We start from the raw sequence: 18,771 nt of genomic DNA on the forward strand, positions 1-18,771 counted from the left end.
AATATATGTTTTGTGAATTGTTAAAATATATTTTTATATTTGGTGAACCAACCTGTAAACCAAATTATTATGGAAATTAATTTTTTAGCATTAATCGTAGCAGCTTTATCAACTTTAGTTATTGGATTTATCTGGTATAATCCAAAAGTTTTTGGAACTGTATGGATGAAAGAATCTGGATTAACCGAAGAAAAAATGAAAGGAGCTAATATGCCTGTAATTTTTATTATGGCCATTTTCTTTGCTTTCCTCATCGCAATGTTTTTACAATTTGTTACTATTCATCAATGGGGAGCTTTTAGCATGATTGGCGGTGGAGGTGCTGCGGATATTAAACCATCTTATGCTGCTTTTATGGCAGATTATGGCACAACATTTAGAACCTTCAAACATGGTGCATTTCATGGCTTTCTAGCGGGGCTTTTCTTTGCTTTTCCTATGATTGCTAATAATGCTTTATTTGAAAGAAAAAGTTGGAAATATACTTTTATAAATACTGGCTATTGGGCAGTATGTTTTACGATTATGGGCGGTATTATCTGTGCCTGGCAATAAAATAAAAAACCTCCTCTTTACACAACATTAAAGAGGAGGTTTCTTTACAACAATTTATCAATTGCTTGGGCTAAATCAAAATCTTTGTTGGTTACTCCATTAGCATCATGCGTGGACAATCTCACAGAAACTTTATTATAAATATTATGCAATTCCGGATGATGATTTCGCGTTTCAGCTAATAAACCTACCTGAACCATGAAAGCCAAAGCCTGATTGAAATTCTTGAATTCAAATTTTTTCTCTAAACCATCATTGAGAAAAATCCAATTTTCTAATTCTGACAAAAGAGATTCTGCTGTTATTTCATCATAAGTATTCATAATCTTTCTTTTTATATAAAATTAGTTATTTTGAAGCTTTTAACATTCAAATTAACTTAAAATAGTACCTTCGTCTTCGAAAAATCATACCCAACTTGAATCCATTATTTTCATTTAAAATTTACAACACTGTTCAGGATATTCCGGCCGATTGGGATATTTTGGCCCAAAAAAACATTTTCCTCTCCAGAGATTATTTAAGAATTTTAGAAACAGCTGCTCCGCAAAATATGAGTTGCTGTTTTATTGCTTTATTCCATAAACAGGAAATTATTGGAATTTGTATTTCGCAATTTTTAAATTTAAGTCAAATTCCTTCTTTTGGAGAACGTGATCATTGCCTGAGAACCAAAATAAGGAATTTTGTATTTAAAAAATTTGGTTCCAAAGTTCTAATCATTGGAAACAACATGTTTACTGGACAAAACGGAATTGCGTTAAGCAAAAAACACCCCAAAACTTCGCTCGTCAAGCTTTTAAAACAAGTTTCTAATGCTTTGGAAAACCTATATCAAAAACAAGGCAATAAACCACACCTCACTATTTTTAAAGATTTTTCAGAAATACAAATTAAAAATTTTGACGTTCCAGAATTCGATTCTTTCTATAGGTTTTCTACACAACCTAATATGATTTTTAACATCAAGAATTCTTGGGAAACTTTTGATAATTATCTGGCTGATCTCAACAAAAAATACCGCGATCAATACAAAAGAGCCCGAAAAAAATCGGATTCCTTACATAAGCAAAAAATGAGTCTTTCTGAAATTCAAAATCATGAAAAAGAAATTCATAGCCTGTACATGAATGTGGCAGAAAAAGCACCTTTCAACACCTTTTATTTAGGAGAAAATCATTTTGAAATTTTTAAGAAAAACCTAAAAGACCATTTCTTATTTTATGGTTATTTCGAAGAAAATAAATTAATAGGTTTCAACACCTTGATTAAAAACGGTAACGATATTGACACCTACTTTCTGGGTTACAGCGAAGACTGCCAAAAAGAGAAAATGCTATATCTTAACATGTTATATGACATGATTGGCTATTCGATTAATAAGAAATACAAACGAATTATTTTTGCAAGAACAGCTTTGGAAATCAAAAGTTCAGTGGGAGCTCAGGCTGTAGAAATGTATGGCCTAATCAAGCACAACAATGCTTTTTTAAATTTATTCGTGGCTAAAACATTTCACTATTTTGAACCTAAACTGGAATGGCAAGCTCGCAATCCTTTTAAAGAAGTTAATTGATTTTTGGTAAAGCTATCTTTAATTTTCTTGGGATGATATTGATATTCAAATCCTTTACTGGGCCACAATATTCCCCATCAATCTGAAAACTAACAGGCTTATTAACATGAATAGCAGCACTATTCGTAGAAATAACAATTACATCTTTAGAAGTAACTGAAATTTTACGCAGAACAAATTCCATAAAAACACCGAATGTAATGCGCTTTAAAATCACCAATTCAAATTTCCCATCGCTCATAATTCCAATAGGATTAATCACAACTCCTGTTCCATATTTCTGAGAATTGGCTATCACAATCATTCTAGCATTACTTTCTATTGTTTGATTATTGATATTAATTTTAACATGAAAAGGTTTTACAGAATAAATTAAGGTTTTGAAAAGCTGTAATGCATAACCTAATTTTCCGCGAATGGCGCTCTTATGATAATTCTTAATTAACTTAGCGTTTAAACCTATATCACTCAAATGCAAACACATTTTTCCATTAATATCGATACAATCAACAATTACAAAATGATTTTGAAATGCAATAGCAATATTTTCTTCTTCGGATTTAATTAAGCCCAAATCGGTAGCTAAACCATTAGCTGAGCCCACAGGCAATATTCCAAAAATCACATCTTCATGTTCCAATGCCTCGGCAACTAATTTTATCGTTCCGTCACCACCTGCAATCAACACTCTCTCAGGATGGTATTGATGATAAAAATCTCTTATATTTTCCAAATCATTATCTCCCGAAGTTGCAATACTATATAAATTCAATTGTAAATTTTGCGCATATTGAGTTAGTTGCTCAATTAAAGCAACCTTGTTAACCCCTCCAGAAATGGGATTCACCACCAGCATCACATTATTTTTATTCATTTTTACTTCCTATTTACTCTAAAATTAATTAAATTTAAAATACGCTACAAAAGAAAAATCTACCCATGAAACCTATTATAAAACTATACCGTGGCTATGCCAATGAACAGGAATTGATTGTAATGGGACATGTATTTTTGCCTACCAAAAAAGCAGAATACGATTTTCAGGACAAAAATTTTAAAAACGCCAGTTCCATCATTGGAATGTACCGTATGAAAACTTGGGGAAATGCCGATATTTACCTGAAACACCACCAAAATACTATTCACACACGAACTTTAAAAGATGGCTATTTTAAATTTTGCATCCCTTTACATCAAAAAGATTACGGCTGGGTGGAATATGAAGTAAGCTTGACATACAACAACCAGACAATCTCAGCCAAAGAAAGTTATCTTCGTCCTAGAATTGACCATTTAGGCATCATTTCGGACATTGACGACACTTTCTTGGTTTCCTATACCCTGAATCCGCTACGAAAGCTCTACAACCTTTTATTTCATAACGTCAATCGACGCAAAATATTTGAGGACGTAACTGTACATTATCAGGCACTGAGCCAATCCGGTCGTGAAGACCACAAGGAGCTGAATACTTTTTTTTATGTTTCCAGCAGCGAATGGAATTTATACCGGTTTATTGTAAAATTCACCGAAATTCACCAATTGCCCAAAGCGGTTTTATTGCTAAAAGATATTAAAACCAGTTTGTCCCAGTTTTTCTGGACTGGCAGAGGCGGACACAATCATAAGTTTGAAAAAATTAAACACATTTTGGAATTTTACCCTAACTTAAAATATGTGCTTATTGGTGATGATTCACAGGAAGATCCTTTTTTATACGAAGCCATTGCTAAAATTTTCCCCTTGACCATTCAGGCCATTTATATCCGACAAACTGCTAAAGAGAAAAAAACGAAAGTTATTAAAACCCTTCAAAATTTAGAAAGCCTTTCGGTAGAAGTGTGCTATTTTAAGAAAAGTAAGGAGGCTATTACGCACTCAAAAAAAATAGGCTTAATTACTTAAGCCTATTTTTCTATATTACAAATTATCTATTTCTTCCTGAACCAATTCCCAGTCGATTAGTAATTGGTCTAAATCTTCTTTCTTTTTATTATAAGCTTTAAAGAAAGCGGCATCTTCGATGTGTTTATCATAATTGGAAGCCAGCATTTTATCGTCGTGCTGAATGTCTTTTTCCAATTGACTGATTTGGCTTTCAATTTTACTCAAACGGTTTTGTAACGTCTTGCCTTTCTTTTGATCTTCGTAGGAGACTTTTTTATTTTCTTTAGGAGCGGCAGTTTTTACCACTTCTTTTTTCTCTACTTCACGCATATTTTCCATATTGCGTTGCTCCAGGAAAAAGTTGATATCTCCTAAATATTCCTTTATTTTTTGATCTTTGAATTCATATACGATATTTGACATTCCCTGAAGGAAATCCCTATCGTGAGAAACCAACAATAAAGTTCCGCCAAATTTTTGCAAAGCAGCTTTCAACACATTTTTAGACTTAATATCTAAGTGGTTGGTAGGCTCATCCATCAGCAACACATTAATAGGCTGCAACAATAATTTACATAACGCCAAACGGTTTCTCTCCCCTCCCGAAAGTACTTTTACCTTTTTCTCTACATCATCGCCACGAAACAGAAACGAACCTAACATATCGCGTACTTTAGAACGATTACTATCTAATGCAGCATCTTCCATCGTTTGCAACAAAGTAATTTCACCATCTAAGTATTCTGCCTGATTTTGCGCAAAATAACCTAATTGTACATTATGTCCTAATTTGATCGTTCCGTCATAATCAAATTCGTTCACTAAAGCTTTGATAAAAGTAGATTTCCCCTGACCGTTCTGTCCCACAAAAGCAATCTTACTACCGCGTTCAACTAGCAAAGAAATATCTTTTAAAATGGTTTTATCACCATAAGCTTTGGTTACATTTTCGGCTTCAATAACCACTTTTCCAGGTTCTTTGGATACCGGAAACGAAATATTCATTACCGAATTATCATCTTCGTCCACTTCAATTCGCTCTACCTTATCCAACTTTTTGATTAAGGATTGTGCCATCGAAGATTTAGTAGCACTATATCGGAATCTGTCAATTAGTTTTTGAGTTTCTTCTATTTTCTTAGCCTGATTTTTTTGAGTTGCCAATTGTTTTTCACGAAGCTCCTCACGTAATTCTAAGTATTGCGAATAAGGTTTGTTGAAATCGTAAGCTTTTCCTAAGGATATTTCAATGGTTCTGTTCGTTACATTATCCAAAAACATTTTATCGTGTGACACAATCACAACTACTCCCGGATAATTACGCAAAAAGTTTTCTAACCAAATGATACTTTCAATATCCAGGTGGTTTGTAGGTTCATCCAGTAGTAACACATCATTATTTTGCAATAATAATTTGGCCAACTCAATACGCATACGCCAACCTCCCGAAAAAGTTTCGGTTTGATTATTGAAAACTTCTCTTTTGAAACCTAATCCTAACAGAATTTTTTCGGTATCTCCTACATAATTGTAACCACCTAATAATTCGAAACGATGGGTATAATCGGATAGATCTTCAATGATTTTGGTGTATTCTTCACTTTCATAATCGGTTCGGGTAACCAATTGATGATTGATTTCTTCCAGCTTTTTTTCTACAATTTTAATTTCGGTAAAAGCTTCGTAGGCTTCTTCAAGAACGGTTCTTCCTCTTTCAAAATCAATATCCTGACGCAGGAATCCCATCCTTATATCTTTCTCCTGAGAAATCACTCCCGAATCAGGCTTAAAATCTCCGGCAAGCATTTTAAGCATGGTAGACTTTCCAGCGCCATTTTTTCCAACTAATCCAACTCTGTCTCCCGCTCCCAAGCGAAAAGTAACTTCTTCAAACAAATAAGTACCCCCAAATGAAACCGATAAATTGTGTATATTAAGCATATTTTGTGACTATTATTACAGTGGTAATTTCCTTAAAAATGTACCTTTGATAAAAATTTTTGCAAATGTTAAAAAAAGGATCCAAACTAAATAGCATTTTAACAGGAAGTTGTCCTAAATGCCAAAAGGAAAGCATGTATATAGACAAAAATCCATACAATTTGGCTAAAGTTTTAAAAATGAATGAAAAATGTTCGCATTGCGGACTAACTTATCAAATTGAGCCCTCTTTCTTTTACGGAGCTATGTATGTAAGTTACGGACTCAATGTTGCAATTGGCATCGCAACATTTATTATTTCTAATGTGTTTTGCGGAGCATCGATGAAAAATTCATTTATTGCAATTGTAGCCACACTTATAATTTTAGGCCCATTGGTATTAAGATGGTCCAGAAACATTTATATCAATATGTTTGTGCATTACGATCCTAATTTCAAAGCGTAAAATTATTTTTTACGCTTTTCAAAACGCCTGATGTCGATTTCTTTGTTTAAAGTAATACCTTGTTCTATATTTTCAAATAAAGCTTTGGCCATTGCCGGCCCCAACATCACTCCTCTGGTTCCTAAACCATTTAAAATATGGATAGAATCAATAGTTGGATGTGTACCTACAATTGGTCGACGGTCTCTGACTGTGGGACGTACTCCTGCAAAATGCGACACAATTTCAAATTCGCAGTTAATGATTTCTTTGATTCGATCCACTAATTCCTGTTTTCCTTCTTCGGTGGGTAAATCGGTTTTATCTTTCCAATTATAGGTTGCACCTACTTTATACAAATCATTTCCTATGGGAAGAATAAAAACACTTGTATTTACAATAACATCTAAATCCAAATCCAGAGCTTTGATAACAAAAAGCTCACCCTTAGTTCCATCCAAAGGCAAATGCTTAAAAAATGGATTTGAGTGCATACCAAAACCTTCTGCAAAAATGATATGCTTGGCTTCAATATTTTTATATCTGATACCCTTTTCTATAATCTCCAAATCTTCATAATCGAAAGTTTCCTGCAACAATAAATCTTGATCCAAAAGATATTCTCTATACTGGTCTAATAAAGACGCTGTGTCCACATAGCCAGTATGCAACACTTCACCATAATTGAACGGTGAATCAATTCCTGAGTACTTTTTTGTAATTATTGAAGTAGATAAAAAGGGAGCTAAAGAAGGCTTATCAGATGCAGCGAACCAATTATTTTGTTCTTCGATGGAAAAAAATTTGCGAAGAATGGGCATTTTAAAATCAACTTTCTCTGCTAATTTTTGCTCCAAATGAGTATAAAATTTATTCATCAATTCCAATTGTTCCTGTGCCTGCCAAACTTCGCTAAATCGCTTCAAAATAACCGGATTATATAAGCCTCCGGCAATTTTGGAGGAATTTTGCGAATCATCATTTACCACCAAAATACTTTTATTATTTGCTAAGGCAATTTCGGCAAATGAAATTCCGGCTAATCCACAACCAACAATTAAATAATCTATCATACTATTAAAATAAAGTGCAAAAGTACGGAAAAGCCATCCAGACTTTGAGGAAATTTACCGCAAATACACAAATTAAATCTTTAGGATTAATCCAACTTTATCAATAGATATAATCCAAATACGATAGGATAAGCAAAAGATTATATCAAAATTTATAAATTTTCGGTTTAAAAACTCTAAAGATATTTAGTAAAAAAAAACTCCTACCAATAGGTAAGAGTTTTTTTGTTTATTGTTTGTATCACAATTAGTAATTCCACATATCAGATTCAAAATCACGTATTTTTTCCTTAACACGTTCGGCTTCTAACAGTTGATTTTGTGCATTGTCTTTCATATATTCTTTAATCTCACGATCACCATAAACATTCTCTTCCTTATAAATGACACTATTAAAATGTCTAGAATTGAGAAGTTGGTCAAAAGAAATCGGCATTGCTGAATTTTTATTATTGAAAGACTTAGCTTCATGAAGGACTTCTCTCGCATCCGGAAAGAAAATCCAAAACAACTCAATATAATCTTTCTCATCACTGTTCATCGTGTACACATCTGGCGTAACAGGACAAATAGCTAGTAAACGATATTTTAATTCACTCTGACGTTTGTCAAAATACCAAAAACCTTTAATCTTATATTGAGTAACATCTTGAGCCGTTAAATCAGATCTCATAATGTATTCTTCAGACACCTTTTGTCCGGCATTGATTTGCTCTCTACCCGCATCAGTAGTATCAATTCTACTTAAAGAAGCCTGAATATCTTTGTAAGTTTTTTTAGTATTAAAATAACTATCAGCATACACTTCGGTGATTCTTTCCTCTTTTATTGCTCTAGTCAAAACATCGTACAAAGAACGTCTGTCTGAACCAATATTAGCAGTGTCAATTGGGAAATAAAGTGGAAAATTAATTCTTTCACTTAAATCAATAATCTCCCAAACCATTTTACCCATCAATACATCTCTATCATGTACATAACCATAAGCTAAAGGCTTATCGTTGTCTGAAATCTGCTGAGCTTTTGTTTTCAAACCAATTTCTTCCGGAATTCTAGCATTCAGCAAATTTGACTGAGCATAAGAAGCCACTCCTCCAACTAAGGCGATTGCCATTATCAAAAAATTTCTCATATTCATCTTAGTAACATTAATATGTGATGTATACCTTGTGGGTAAAAAATTGTATTATTGAATTTCAAAAATAACCGGAGCCGTTCTTGGTAATAAATAACTACCTGCACCAACTAATTTTGTTTTAATTTCAGAAATAGTAACCTGATCTCCTCTTCCCGCTTTAGAAAGAACCGATTTACATTGTGCATTTAATTTGTTTCCTTGTACAACCACTGTAGGCTGACCAGTTACTTTTAAATTAAATCCAACAACATCTAAATTAACATCAAAATCAAAGTCTACTAATTTAGCACCAACAGTAGCAATCTCCAAATTAGATTTAGGTCCTTTAACTACACCCATTTCTCCTCTAATTGTACCTGTAGGTCCAGGAATACCTTTGATTCTGAATACTTTTTTATCAGAAACTGTTTGTCCGTTTGGTAATTTACCAGAAACGTTAATCACAACCTCATTTCCACCTTGTGGACTCATATTGTATTTTCCATTTCCAACTTTAACTAAACCTGGCGCTGATGCATTCACATCTTTATCAGATATTCCTGCAAATGAAACAGAGATTGGGTTTGTAACCCCTCTATACACCACATTCATTTTATCAGCAGAAATAGTAGCAGAATTTGGTTTAGGAACTACAACGTATCTACCGGAGAATTTTAATGGAATCGTTTTTCCGTCTTCAGTAAATGTAAATTGACCACCGATAGTTTGTTCTCCAACACCTCCAGCTGTTAATGAAATCATAGCTTGACCATTAACAATTTTACCAGGACCTGAAAAAGAAGTAGGTTTTGTATTTTCGTCTAAACGACCTAAAACTACTTTTCCTTTAACCGCTTCTCCTTGAAAATAAGCATTTTTTTCTAAAACAACAATGGCTTCGTAATTACTGAATGAAGCAGCTTCAACTGCCGCTTTACCTAAAGCAATACTATAAACATCTGATTCTACTTTGTTAATATCATTTTGCCAAGAAGAAAGTTTTGCTACAGTAGCGATAGCTGGAAACCCTTTAAAATGATATGCTAAGTATTTATCTTTTAAACCTTCTTTGTTTTTTACATCTGATAAATCAAACTTTTCTTCTACCTCTTTAATAATACCACTGTATTTTTTTTCAGTACCTAAAGTTGCTTTAATATCAGCTTTATATTTTTCAATAGTTGCTACTATTTCTTTTCCTTTGTTAGAGTAACCTTCTCCTGTAAACCAATCATCAACATTATCACCTTTATCCATATCTTCATATGGTAGTTTTCCTGTTTCTGGATTCGTTTCAAAACCTTTAGTAGCTTGCTCCTTTAAAGAGTTGATATAGTTATAAAAGTTATCTGTAATTGTTTTAACCTTGTGAGCCGTTTGAGATGCAATAGCAAATTCTCCTTTTGCCTCTGCTGCTTTACTATCTAAAGCAAGAAGCATTTGATCATTTGTTTGTTTAGAACTTGCATTTGAACTTTCAAATTTTTCGTTCATTAATCCAAAACCTGATATCACTTCTTTTGAAACATTCATTGCCAACATAGCGATGAAAACCAAATACATCAGGTTAATCATCTTCTGTCTAGGGGTTAGTTTTCCTCCTGCCATATTTTCTAATAATTAGTTGTGGGGTAATTTTTTAAAATAGTCTTATAACTTAATTATTATCCTTTATTGCTCATTGCAGAAAGCATACCTCCGTAAACTTGATTCAAAGATGAAATATTTGCTGTCATTGATTGCATTTGCTCTTTTAATTGAGAAGCATTTTCTGCAATTTCTTTGTTAGCTTCAGCATTTCTTGAAGCGCTTTCTAATTGTACTTTATACAAACTGTTTAAAGCTTCCATTTGAGCAGCAGCCATAGACAATTCATCACTATACTTTTTTGTCGCAGCAATTCCGTCAGCAGCAGGTGCAATTCCTTTAGCAGCCGATTCGAAATTTTTAATACTATTTCCTAAGCTAGCCATTAATTCACCATCAATTTTAGCTTCTTTAAGCATATTATCTAATTTTTGAGATAACAGACCTTGAGCTTCCGATGCAGATTCTGCTTTAGGTTTTCTGTTAGTATTTGGAGTTCCATTAGCTAATTCAGGATAAACCAATGTCCAGTCTAATTCATGTTCTACAGGTTCAAATGCAGAAAGCGCGAAAATAAATGCCTCAGTCAATAATCCAATAGAAAGCATTAATGTTCCAGTTAATGGACCAATTTCGAAGTGAGTAATTTTAAAAAGAGCTCCAACAATTACTACTGCTGCTCCCATTCCGTATGCAAAATTCATTGCTTTTTTTCCTAGTAATGCCATAATTTTAAGTTTTTAGTGTTTGTGTAGGTTATAATTAATTAAATTAAGGGTCTTTGATTATCTACCTTTTCTATTAGTAGTTCCATTACCAGTTGTTTGAACCCCCATGTAATCCTGAACTGTTCTAAATCCGATAAAACTTCTTGCTGAATCAGCATATTCAAAATCTCTAGTACTTACCTGCAAGAAGTAAGATACATCCTTCCATGATCCACCGCGAACTACTTTTCTTTTATTAGATACATCTAAAACATTTGGGTTCATTGTAGAAACATATTCATAGGCATTTGGGTCATAGGAAGAGTCTGTCCATTCAGAAACGTTTCCTGCCATGTTGTATAAGTTATAACCATTTGGCTCATATGATTTAGCCTCAACAGTATATAACGCCTGATCTGCTGCATAATCACCTCTATTAGGCTTGAAGTTCGCCAAGAAACAACCTCTATCATTTTTAGTATATGGCCCTCCCCAAGGATAAGTAGCTGATTCCAGACCACCGCGTGCCGCATACTCCCACTCAGCTTCGGTAGGTAATCTGAAAGAATTAATTAAATCACGACCTGACTTTTTAGATTTGATATAACTGTTTTTATTCAAAGTTCTCCAAGCACAGAATGCTTTTGCCTGAGTCCATTTTACACCTACAACTGGATAATCTCCGTAGGCTTTATGCCAAAAATAATCGTTGTGCATTGGCTCATTATACGAATAAGCGAAATCTTTAATCCAAACTGTAGTATCAGGATACACTTTTACTTCTTCGTTTCGGATAAAATCTTTTCTTTTTCCAACTTTAGCTTTTGCAGCAGCTTGAATATCCATCCATGAATAACGGAACTTTAGTTTCTCTACATCAATTGTACGCAAACCATTGTAAGCCTCCTCTAGCGGAATATACATAGAATCCATTACCTCTACATAATATTCATCTGGATACTGTTGCGGATCTTTAATTAACTTTACTTTTTTATTTAACTTTCTACCTGCATAAATATCATCTGAAGTACCAACACTGTAATAATTATCATACATATACTTATCATAGGCAGTCATTTTTTCAGGATCTGCATCGTTAAAAGCAAAATCTCCTATGCTACCACCTTTTTTACCTTTACCGTTAGAATCTCCTGCCTTAACACCTTGCTCATCTGCAAGAATTGCTAACTTCATTCTAATAGTTGAGTCTTTAACCCATTCCACAAATTGACGGTATTCACTATTAGTAATTTCAGTTTCATCCATATAAAAAGAACGAACTGTTACCGTTTTTGTTTGAGCATCCTGTACCCCAGCAACATCCTCATCAGATTTACCCATTATATAAGCACCACCAGGAACCAAGGCCATACCATAAGGCTTTTCCGGATGCCATTTTGCTCCTTTAACACCAACCAATTCACCTTTATCACTAGATTTACCACAGCTTACTAAAAGTGACAAAATTGCCATAAACGAAATGAACTTCTTCATACAAATTCGGGTTATTTATTCTTTATTTTTTTCGTTTGTAAACCTATTTATTATTTATTAATAAAACAATATTTTTTTCTTATAATTAAATACGTAATCAAAAGTAGCGTTAAATAAATTATAAAAAAAATATTTTATCGACAAAATACCAAAAAATGCGATTAAAAACGCTTTTTTATTTATTATATAAGTTTTAAACTACAAAAAAATCATATGATAATTTAACAATATACTTAGTTTATTTTATAAAAAAATTAAATCACATTCTTCCTTTGTGCTTTCCACCATCTTTCAGGCAACTCCTGATTACAAGCTCCTAAATACTCTTCATAAGAACACGGTAATAACGTATTTCTTTTCAATTTATTATTACCATTAGTAATAAAAGGAATTTCGATCCACCATCTATCCGTTTTATCACTTTTAAAGAAAACCAAAGTTTCATCATCAATAGGTACACTGTACTTAATATAGTTATCTCTACTACCAAATGGATATTCATTAGAACGATAATGATAACCTTCGATAAAATACCAAATTATTTGAGAAATCAAAATAGCTTCTTTAGTGGAATTACAATGATTAAACAATCCAAACATAGAAACTTTATCACTGATACCTGCATATCTAGCCAACGCACAAATCTCTTTACCATTAAGACCATTTGGTTCAAAAGAATTAAAATTACCTGAATCCGAAGACTTTACTGAAGTTAAATCCAAACTCACAATATCGGCATCTCTAAATACTGGCTCAGCTATCGCTATATTATTTGAAACTTCACCTAAACGATATGCATCAAAAAATAATTTCTCAATCAAATCGATTTCTTCTTGAGAATTATAATAGGTTTGATAACCAATATTGCAAAAATTAAAAAGATTATTTGGTTCATCAATGATTATACTACTCAAATAGGAACTAGAAGACATCTCTTCCTCTTCTTTTCCAAAATCAAATCTGCTATCAATAGCAACCAAGTTTACCATTTGTTCCAACTCATCATAAGCACGGTACAAACTATAAGTCAAGTCCTGTGAACCACCAATAACTATGGGAATTACTTTTTGTTTGATTAAATCAGATGCTACTTTACGTAAAGCAAAATAAGTATCTTCTTTAGAATTTCCTGGTAAAATATCACCTAAATCTGCAATTGTAGCATCCCAGTTTCCGGGAAACATATTATACAATTCTTTTCTTACACCCGATAAATCTCCTATGTTTTCGGTTTCTAAAACACTACCTCGATTTTCTAAAACTCCTATTAAAGCAATTTTTACCCTATTTAAATCCGGAAATTCATCCTTAGTATGAAAAACCACTTTACTCCCAAGCTGCTGACTACTTAACGATCGGATAACCGCTAACAATTCATCATTTATAGGTTCCAGAAAATCAAATCCTATCATATTCAGTTATGCTTACTATATTCTCCCTTAGAATCAAAGGAAAAATATTATTTCTTTTTAGTTGTCGTTTTTTTGGCTGCAGTTTTCTTTGCTGGCGCTTTTTTAGCTGGCGTTTTTTGAGCAATCATTTCCTGAACTTCAGCCAATGTTAATTTAGAAGCATCAACATCTTTACTCAATTCAATTTTGATTTTTCCTTTCAAGATTACCGATCGTCCCCATCTTGCTTTCTCCACAACAATGCCTTCTTCTTCCCAGTTATGAATAACTTTGTCAATATTTTTCTGCAACTTATCTTCAATTAAAGTCTCAATATCAGCTTGAGATAAATTGTCAAAATCATATTTTTTACTCACATTAATAAAAATACCGTCCCATTTGATAAATGGACCAAAACGTCCGGTTCCTTTTTGAACAGGTTCTCCTTTATAACTTGCAATTGGAGCATCGGCTTTTAATTTTTCATCGATTAATTCCTGCGCTCTTTCTTTAGTAACAGCTAGTGGATCTTCCCCTTTTGGCAATGAAATAAAAACACTTCCGTGACGCACATATGGACCAAAACGACCATTATTTACTTCAACTTCCTCATTTTTATAAGTCCCTAAAGCTTTTGGTAACAAAAACAAATTCAAAGCATCTTCCAAGGTGATATTACCAATGTTTTGCTCCTTCATCAAACTGGCAAATTTCTTATCCTCATCTTCTGCGTCACCAATTTGAGCCATAGGACCAAATTTCCCTAAACGAACAGAAACCTGTTTGCCCGTTGCAGGATCAACCCCTAAAATTCGCTCTCCGCTTTCTCTGTCAGCATTGGCTTCAACATCTTTAACTGTTGGATGAAACTGATCGTAAAACTCCTGCATCATCTTAGCCCACTCAATATTTCCTTCGGCAATTTCATCAAAATCCTGTTCTACTTTCGCAGTAAAATTGTAATCAAGAATATTCCCGAAATTTTTCACCAAAAAGTCCGTTACAATAGTCCCAATGTCTGTTGGTACTAATTTTCCTTTATCTGAACCGGTATTTTCTTTCAACAATTTCTCACCTACTTTTCCGGATTGCAATGTCAATTGCGTATAATTTCGCTCTTGCCCGTCCAGGTTGCCTTTCTCCACATAATTTCTATTGATAATTGTAGAAATTGTTGGCGCATAAGTAGATGGACGTCCAATACCTAATTCTTCCAATTTTTTAACCAATGAAGCTTCAGTATATCTTGCAGCGGGACGTGAATAACGCTCAGTTGCAGTGATGTAATTATTTTGTAAATTTTCATTCACTTTCAAAGCTGGCAACATACCCTCCTGCTCTTCCTCGTCATCATCATGCCCTTCTAAATATACTTTTAAGAAACCTTCAAAAAGCAACACTTCACCTGAAGCCGTAAACAATTCATTATGATTATTCGCTGCAATTTTAACATTGGTACGCTCTAATTGAGCATCACTCATTTGAGAAGCCAAAGTTCTTTTCCAAATCAAATCATACAAACGCGCCTGATCTCTGTCAATATCTACCGTATGACGTGACATATCCGTAGGACGAATTGCCTCGTGTGCTTCCTGCGCTCCTTTGCTTTTATTAGCAAAAGTTCTTGGATTAGAAAACTCCTTACCATAAGATTTAATAATTTCAGCCTGAGCGGCATCCATTGCTTCTTTAGATAAGTTCACACTGTCCGTTCTCATATAGGTTATCAATCCCGCCTCATACAAACGTTGCGCTAATTGCATGGTGATACCAACAGGCAAATACAATTTACGTGCAGCCTCTTGTTGTAAAGTAGAAGTGGTAAACGGAGCTGTAGGTGATTTTTTTGTTGGTTTCGTTTCTAAATCTGAAACCTTATATGTGGAACCGATGTTTTTATTTAAAAAATCTTCGGCTTCTTTTTTTGTATTAAAGTTTTTAGGCAATTTAGCCTTGAATGTTTTTCCAGCTTCTGTGGTAAATTCTGCCACAACCGAATAAGAAGCAACAGCTTTAAAATCCTGAATTTCACGTTCACGCTCTACAATTAAACGTACAGAAACCGACTGTACACGTCCTGCAGAAAGCCCTCCTTTTATTTTTCGCCATAATACCGGAGACAATTCATACCCCACTAAACGGTCTAATACACGGCGCGCCTGTTGTGCATTTACTAAATTAAAATCAATTTCACGTGGATTATCAATAGCTTTTAAAATAGCGTTCTTTGTAATCTCATGAAAAACAATTCTTTTAGTTTTCTTTTTATCTAATTTTAGTTCTTCCGCTAAGTGCCATGAAATAGCCTCTCCCTCGCGGTCCTCATCGGAAGCCAACCAAACCGTTTCGGCATTTTTAGATAAGGTTTTGAGTTTACTTACTAGGGCTTTCTTATCAGGAGAAACTTCATATTTAGGTTTAAATCCATGTTCTACATCTACTCCTATTTCCTTTGATGGCAAGTCGGCAATATGCCCATAACTTGACTCCACCTGGAAATCACTTCCTAAAAATTTCTCTATTGTTTTCGCCTTTGCAGGTGACTCAACTATTACTAAATTCTTTGCCATTACTTAATTTTTCTCAGACAAAAGTATCTATTTTTTTTAAATACAAAGAATTTAGATTTTTTTTTTAAAAGTATTCAACTCAAACTTTCTGATTCAATCAACAAAACCAATTCAGTGAACAAACTCCAAAATATAGGCCTAAAAAACCAAACATCTATGACATATTATTAAAGGAAGCATCTTTAGAAATGAAGAATAAAATTATTCCTTAAGTAAACAGCTAACAACTAAGGATATTCAAATTCAAAAAATACTGTTAATTCTTCATCTGACATCTTGTCATATCTGTTTGATTTCACTTATCTTTGTAGTCTGAAATAACAAAGAATGGAAAAGATTATCGTTGAGAGTAAACAAGGAGAAAGCCTTGTTTTAGAAAATAAACCTGAAAACAATAAAAAATTATACATAGAAAGCTACGGCTGTGCCATGAACTTCTCAGACAGTGAAATCGTTGCTTCCATCTTATCTACTAATGGATACAACACTACTCAAGTTCTGGAAGAAGCAGATTTAGTATTGGTTAATACCTGCTCGATTCGTGACAAAGCCGAACAAACTATCCGTAAACGATTAGAAAAATACAATGCAGTAAAACGTAAAAACACTAAAATGAAAGTGGGCGTTTTAGGTTGTATGGCTGAACGTTTAAAAAGTCAATTTTTGGAACAGGAAAAAATTGTTGATTTGGTGGTTGGGCCCGATGCATATAAAGATTTACCAAACTTATTGAGCGAAGTAGAAGAAGGCCGGGATGCCATAAACGTTATTTTATCCAAAGAAGAAACCTATGGTGATATTTCACCAGTTCGATTAATGAGTAACGGAATTACCGCTTTGGTTTCGATCACTCGTGGTTGCGACAATATGTGTACTTTTTGTGTAGTCCCTTTTACCAGAGGTCGTGAAAGAAGTCGTGAACCTCAAAGTATCATGGCAGAGATTCAGGATTTGCATGAAAAAGGTTTTAAAGAAGTTACCTTGTTAGGTCAAAATGTAGATAGTTATTTATGGTATGGCGGAGGTTTGAAAAAAGACTTCGACAAAGCATCCGAAATGCAAAAAGCTACTGCGGTAAATTTTGATCAATTATTAGAAATGGTTGCGCAGGCTTTCCCTAAGATGAGAATTCGTTTTTCTACTTCAAATCCACAGGATATGCACGAAAGCGTTTTACACGTAATTGCTAAATATCCTAACATTTGTAAACACATCCACTTACCGGTTCAGTCAGGAAGCGATCGTATTTTGAAAGAAATGAATCGTTTGCATACCCGCCAAGAATACATGGAACTTGTTGACAAAATTTACAATATCATTCCTGGTTGTGCTATTACACAAGATATGATTACTGGTTTCCCTACAGAAACAGAAGAGGATCACCAGGATACTTTGAGTTTAATGGAATATGTAAAATACAATTTCGGTTATATGTTTGCTTATTCTGAAAGACCGGGAACTTTAGCTGAGAGAAAAATGGAAGATGACGTTCCAGAAGAAACAAAATTGAGACGTCTTCAGGAAATTGTAGACTTACAACAAAAACACTCTTTAATAACTTGTCAGGAATTTATAGGAAAAACAGTTGAAGTATTAGTTGATAAAATTTCCAAAAAATCAGCTAATGAATTTTCAGGAAGAAATTCACAAAATATGACGGTTGTTTTCCCTAAAGAAAACTATCAAATCGGTGATTTTGTCAATGTAAAAATCACTTCTTGTACTAGCGGAACTTTAATTGGTGAAGCGGTAGGTTTGAGTGATATGAATTAATTTTAATGGCCACAGATTAAAAAGATTTAAAGGATTTTATTTACTTATTCAAAAATTATGGAAGGATACCGTGAGGAAGAAACATACAAAATCATTGGAATATGTATGGAAGTTCACAGAAATCTTGGTCCAGGTTTATTAGAAATAGTTTATAAAGATGCTTTAGAAATTGAATTTAAAGAAAACAACATCCCCTTTATTAGGGAAAAAGAATTTTCGATTGAATATAAAGGTAAAATTTTACCTCATAAGTTTTACGCTGATTTTATTGTGAATGAAGATATTATTCTTGAAGTAAAAGCTGTAAAAGAATTTACAACCGAACACACGGCACAAATATTAAATTATTTAAAACTAGCTAATTCAGAAATTGGATTATTAATTAATTTTCAAACCAAATCTCTACAGTACAAAAGATATACTTTATAAAAAATAAATCTGTGTTAATCTTTTTAATCTGTGGCAAAAAAACTATGACTAGACGACAATTATATATAGAAATAGCGACATTCATACTTGGTTTTGGAGTAACATTCTATGTTATTAAGACTTATTTTCCAAAACATAAAGTAGAAAACAGCAATACCGCCAAAGATACTTTGACAAACGATAAAGAATAAACTGCGAATTTACGTTTAACAATAATGAGATTGCTTCGTGCCTCGCAATAAAATC

17 protein-coding genes are annotated in these 18,771 nt (G+C 33.4%); 7 read left to right on the plus strand and 10 right to left on the minus strand.

Going from position 1 to position 18,771, the window contains the following annotated elements; all coding sequences use genetic code 11:
• Window positions 1–69: 69 nt before the first annotated feature.
• Entirely contained in the window at window positions 70–555 is a 486-nt protein-coding gene (locus AAEO59_RS02080) for a DUF1761 domain-containing protein (protein WP_341699087.1), read from the plus strand.
• A gap of 44 nt (window positions 556–599) precedes the next feature.
• Here the strand turns inward: AAEO59_RS02080 and AAEO59_RS02085 are convergent, their stop codons facing one another.
• Complete coding sequence (locus tag AAEO59_RS02085; RefSeq protein WP_341699088.1) at window positions 600–878, minus strand: 4a-hydroxytetrahydrobiopterin dehydratase; 279 nt, start codon at window positions 876–878, stop codon at window positions 600–602.
• Between the two features lie 95 nt (window positions 879–973).
• Here AAEO59_RS02085 and AAEO59_RS02090 point away from each other — a divergent pair, with 95 nt between their 5' ends.
• Window positions 974–2,131 (plus strand): peptidogalycan biosysnthesis protein, encoded by a 1,158-nt coding sequence (locus tag AAEO59_RS02090; protein ID WP_341699089.1) that lies wholly within the window; start codon window positions 974–976, stop codon window positions 2,129–2,131.
• Here AAEO59_RS02090 and AAEO59_RS02095 read toward each other — a convergent pair.
• Complete coding sequence (locus AAEO59_RS02095) at window positions 2,124–3,005, minus strand: diacylglycerol/lipid kinase family protein (RefSeq protein ID WP_341699090.1); 882 nt, start codon at window positions 3,003–3,005, stop codon at window positions 2,124–2,126. The two genes, AAEO59_RS02090 and AAEO59_RS02095, sit on opposite strands and share 8 nt — an antisense overlap.
• Window positions 3,006–3,070: 65 nt before the next feature.
• Between AAEO59_RS02095 and AAEO59_RS02100 the strand changes: the two genes are divergently transcribed.
• The gene (locus tag AAEO59_RS02100) at window positions 3,071–4,036 is read left to right on the plus strand and encodes an App1 family protein (protein ID WP_341699091.1); all 966 of its coding nucleotides are present in this window, start codon (window positions 3,071–3,073) and stop codon (window positions 4,034–4,036) included.
• A gap of 15 nt (window positions 4,037–4,051) precedes the next feature.
• Here AAEO59_RS02100 and AAEO59_RS02105 read toward each other — a convergent pair whose 3' ends face one another.
• Entirely contained in the window at window positions 4,052–5,959 is a 1,908-nt protein-coding gene (locus tag AAEO59_RS02105) for an ABC-F family ATP-binding cassette domain-containing protein (RefSeq protein WP_341699092.1), read from the minus strand.
• Window positions 5,960–6,024: 65 nt separating this feature from the next.
• On the opposite strand from AAEO59_RS02105, the gene AAEO59_RS02110 reads away from it, so the two are divergent.
• Window positions 6,025–6,405 carry a DUF983 domain-containing protein gene (locus AAEO59_RS02110; RefSeq protein WP_341699093.1) on the plus strand — a complete coding sequence of 127 codons (381 nt, stop codon included), beginning with the start codon at window positions 6,025–6,027 and terminating at the stop codon, window positions 6,403–6,405.
• A 2-nt stretch (window positions 6,406–6,407) separates the two neighbouring features.
• Here the strand turns inward: AAEO59_RS02110 and AAEO59_RS02115 are convergent, their stop codons facing one another.
• From AAEO59_RS02115 to topA, 7 genes are all read right to left on the minus strand, one after another.
• A complete protein-coding gene (locus AAEO59_RS02115; protein ID WP_341699094.1) occupies window positions 6,408–7,457 on the minus strand; it encodes an NAD(P)/FAD-dependent oxidoreductase in 1,050 nt (349 codons plus the stop codon).
• A gap of 247 nt (window positions 7,458–7,704) precedes the next feature.
• Entirely contained in the window at window positions 7,705–8,595 is an 891-nt protein-coding gene (gene porN / locus AAEO59_RS02120; RefSeq protein ID WP_341699095.1) for a type IX secretion system ring subunit PorN/GldN, read from the minus strand.
• A 48-nt stretch (window positions 8,596–8,643) separates the two neighbouring features.
• Window positions 8,644–10,182 carry a type IX secretion system motor protein PorM/GldM gene (gene porM, locus AAEO59_RS02125; RefSeq protein WP_341699096.1) on the minus strand — a complete coding sequence of 513 codons (1,539 nt, stop codon included), beginning with the start codon at window positions 10,180–10,182 and terminating at the stop codon, window positions 8,644–8,646.
• A 56-nt stretch (window positions 10,183–10,238) separates the two neighbouring features.
• Window positions 10,239–10,889 (minus strand): type IX secretion system motor protein PorL/GldL, encoded by a 651-nt coding sequence (gene porL, locus AAEO59_RS02130; protein WP_341699097.1) that lies wholly within the window; start codon window positions 10,887–10,889, stop codon window positions 10,239–10,241.
• A 57-nt stretch (window positions 10,890–10,946) separates the two neighbouring features.
• Window positions 10,947–12,362 (minus strand): T9SS ring complex lipoprotein PorK/GldK, encoded by a 1,416-nt coding sequence (porK, locus tag AAEO59_RS02135; RefSeq protein ID WP_341699098.1) that lies wholly within the window; start codon window positions 12,360–12,362, stop codon window positions 10,947–10,949.
• Between the two features lie 254 nt (window positions 12,363–12,616).
• Window positions 12,617–13,771: a formimidoylglutamase gene (locus AAEO59_RS02140; RefSeq protein WP_341699122.1), complete on the minus strand. Its 1,155-nt coding sequence runs from the start codon at window positions 13,769–13,771 to the stop codon at window positions 12,617–12,619.
• A 50-nt stretch (window positions 13,772–13,821) separates the two neighbouring features.
• Window positions 13,822–16,323 (minus strand): type I DNA topoisomerase, encoded by a 2,502-nt coding sequence (gene topA / locus AAEO59_RS02145; RefSeq protein WP_341699099.1) that lies wholly within the window; start codon window positions 16,321–16,323, stop codon window positions 13,822–13,824.
• Window positions 16,324–16,650: 327 nt separating this feature from the next.
• Between topA and miaB the strand changes: the two genes are divergently transcribed.
• From miaB to AAEO59_RS02160, 3 genes are read left to right on the plus strand one after another with little or no spacing between them, the layout of a single operon-like run.
• Complete coding sequence (miaB, locus tag AAEO59_RS02150) at window positions 16,651–18,096, plus strand: tRNA (N6-isopentenyl adenosine(37)-C2)-methylthiotransferase MiaB (RefSeq protein ID WP_341699100.1); 1,446 nt, start codon at window positions 16,651–16,653, stop codon at window positions 18,094–18,096.
• Window positions 18,097–18,153: 57 nt separating this feature from the next.
• Window positions 18,154–18,525, plus strand: coding sequence for a GxxExxY protein (locus AAEO59_RS02155; RefSeq protein ID WP_341699101.1), 372 nt, complete (start codon window positions 18,154–18,156; stop codon window positions 18,523–18,525).
• Window positions 18,526–18,569: 44 nt separating this feature from the next.
• Window positions 18,570–18,716 carry a hypothetical protein gene (locus AAEO59_RS02160; protein WP_341699102.1) on the plus strand — a complete coding sequence of 49 codons (147 nt, stop codon included), beginning with the start codon at window positions 18,570–18,572 and terminating at the stop codon, window positions 18,714–18,716.
• The last annotated feature ends 55 nt before the right edge of the window (window positions 18,717–18,771 follow it).

It is taken from the genome of Flavobacterium flavipallidum (genome assembly GCF_038289905.1).
GTDB classification, from domain to species: Bacteria; Bacteroidota; Bacteroidia; order Flavobacteriales; family Flavobacteriaceae; genus Flavobacterium; species Flavobacterium flavipallidum.

Excerpts from the sequence above, each read along its gene's own strand:
- AAEO59_RS02080 (WP_341699087.1), top strand. The coding sequence starts at position 70 with ATGGAAATTAATTTTTTAGCATTAATCGTAGCAGCTTTATCAACTTTA.
- AAEO59_RS02085 (WP_341699088.1), bottom strand. The coding sequence starts at position 878 with ATGAATACTTATGATGAAATAACAGCAGAATCTCTTTTGTCAGAATTA.
- AAEO59_RS02095 (WP_341699090.1), bottom strand. The coding sequence starts at position 3,005 with ATGAATAAAAATAATGTGATGCTGGTGGTGAATCCCATTTCTGGAGGG.
- AAEO59_RS02100 (WP_341699091.1), top strand. The coding sequence starts at position 3,071 with ATGAAACCTATTATAAAACTATACCGTGGCTATGCCAATGAACAGGAA.
- AAEO59_RS02105 (WP_341699092.1), bottom strand. The coding sequence starts at position 5,959 with ATGCTTAATATACACAATTTATCGGTTTCATTTGGGGGTACTTATTTG.
- AAEO59_RS02110 (WP_341699093.1), top strand. The coding sequence starts at position 6,025 with ATGTTAAAAAAAGGATCCAAACTAAATAGCATTTTAACAGGAAGTTGT.
- AAEO59_RS02115 (WP_341699094.1), bottom strand. The coding sequence starts at position 7,457 with ATGATAGATTATTTAATTGTTGGTTGTGGATTAGCCGGAATTTCATTT.
- porN (WP_341699095.1), bottom strand. The coding sequence starts at position 8,595 with ATGAATATGAGAAATTTTTTGATAATGGCAATCGCCTTAGTTGGAGGA.
- porM (WP_341699096.1), bottom strand. The coding sequence starts at position 10,182 with ATGGCAGGAGGAAAACTAACCCCTAGACAGAAGATGATTAACCTGATG.
- porL (WP_341699097.1), bottom strand. The coding sequence starts at position 10,889 with ATGGCATTACTAGGAAAAAAAGCAATGAATTTTGCATACGGAATGGGA.
- porK (WP_341699098.1), bottom strand. The coding sequence starts at position 12,362 with ATGAAGAAGTTCATTTCGTTTATGGCAATTTTGTCACTTTTAGTAAGC.
- topA (WP_341699099.1), bottom strand. The coding sequence starts at position 16,323 with ATGGCAAAGAATTTAGTAATAGTTGAGTCACCTGCAAAGGCGAAAACA.
- miaB (WP_341699100.1), top strand. The coding sequence starts at position 16,651 with ATGGAAAAGATTATCGTTGAGAGTAAACAAGGAGAAAGCCTTGTTTTA.
- AAEO59_RS02155 (WP_341699101.1), top strand. The coding sequence starts at position 18,154 with ATGGAAGGATACCGTGAGGAAGAAACATACAAAATCATTGGAATATGT.
- AAEO59_RS02160 (WP_341699102.1), top strand. The coding sequence starts at position 18,570 with ATGACTAGACGACAATTATATATAGAAATAGCGACATTCATACTTGGT.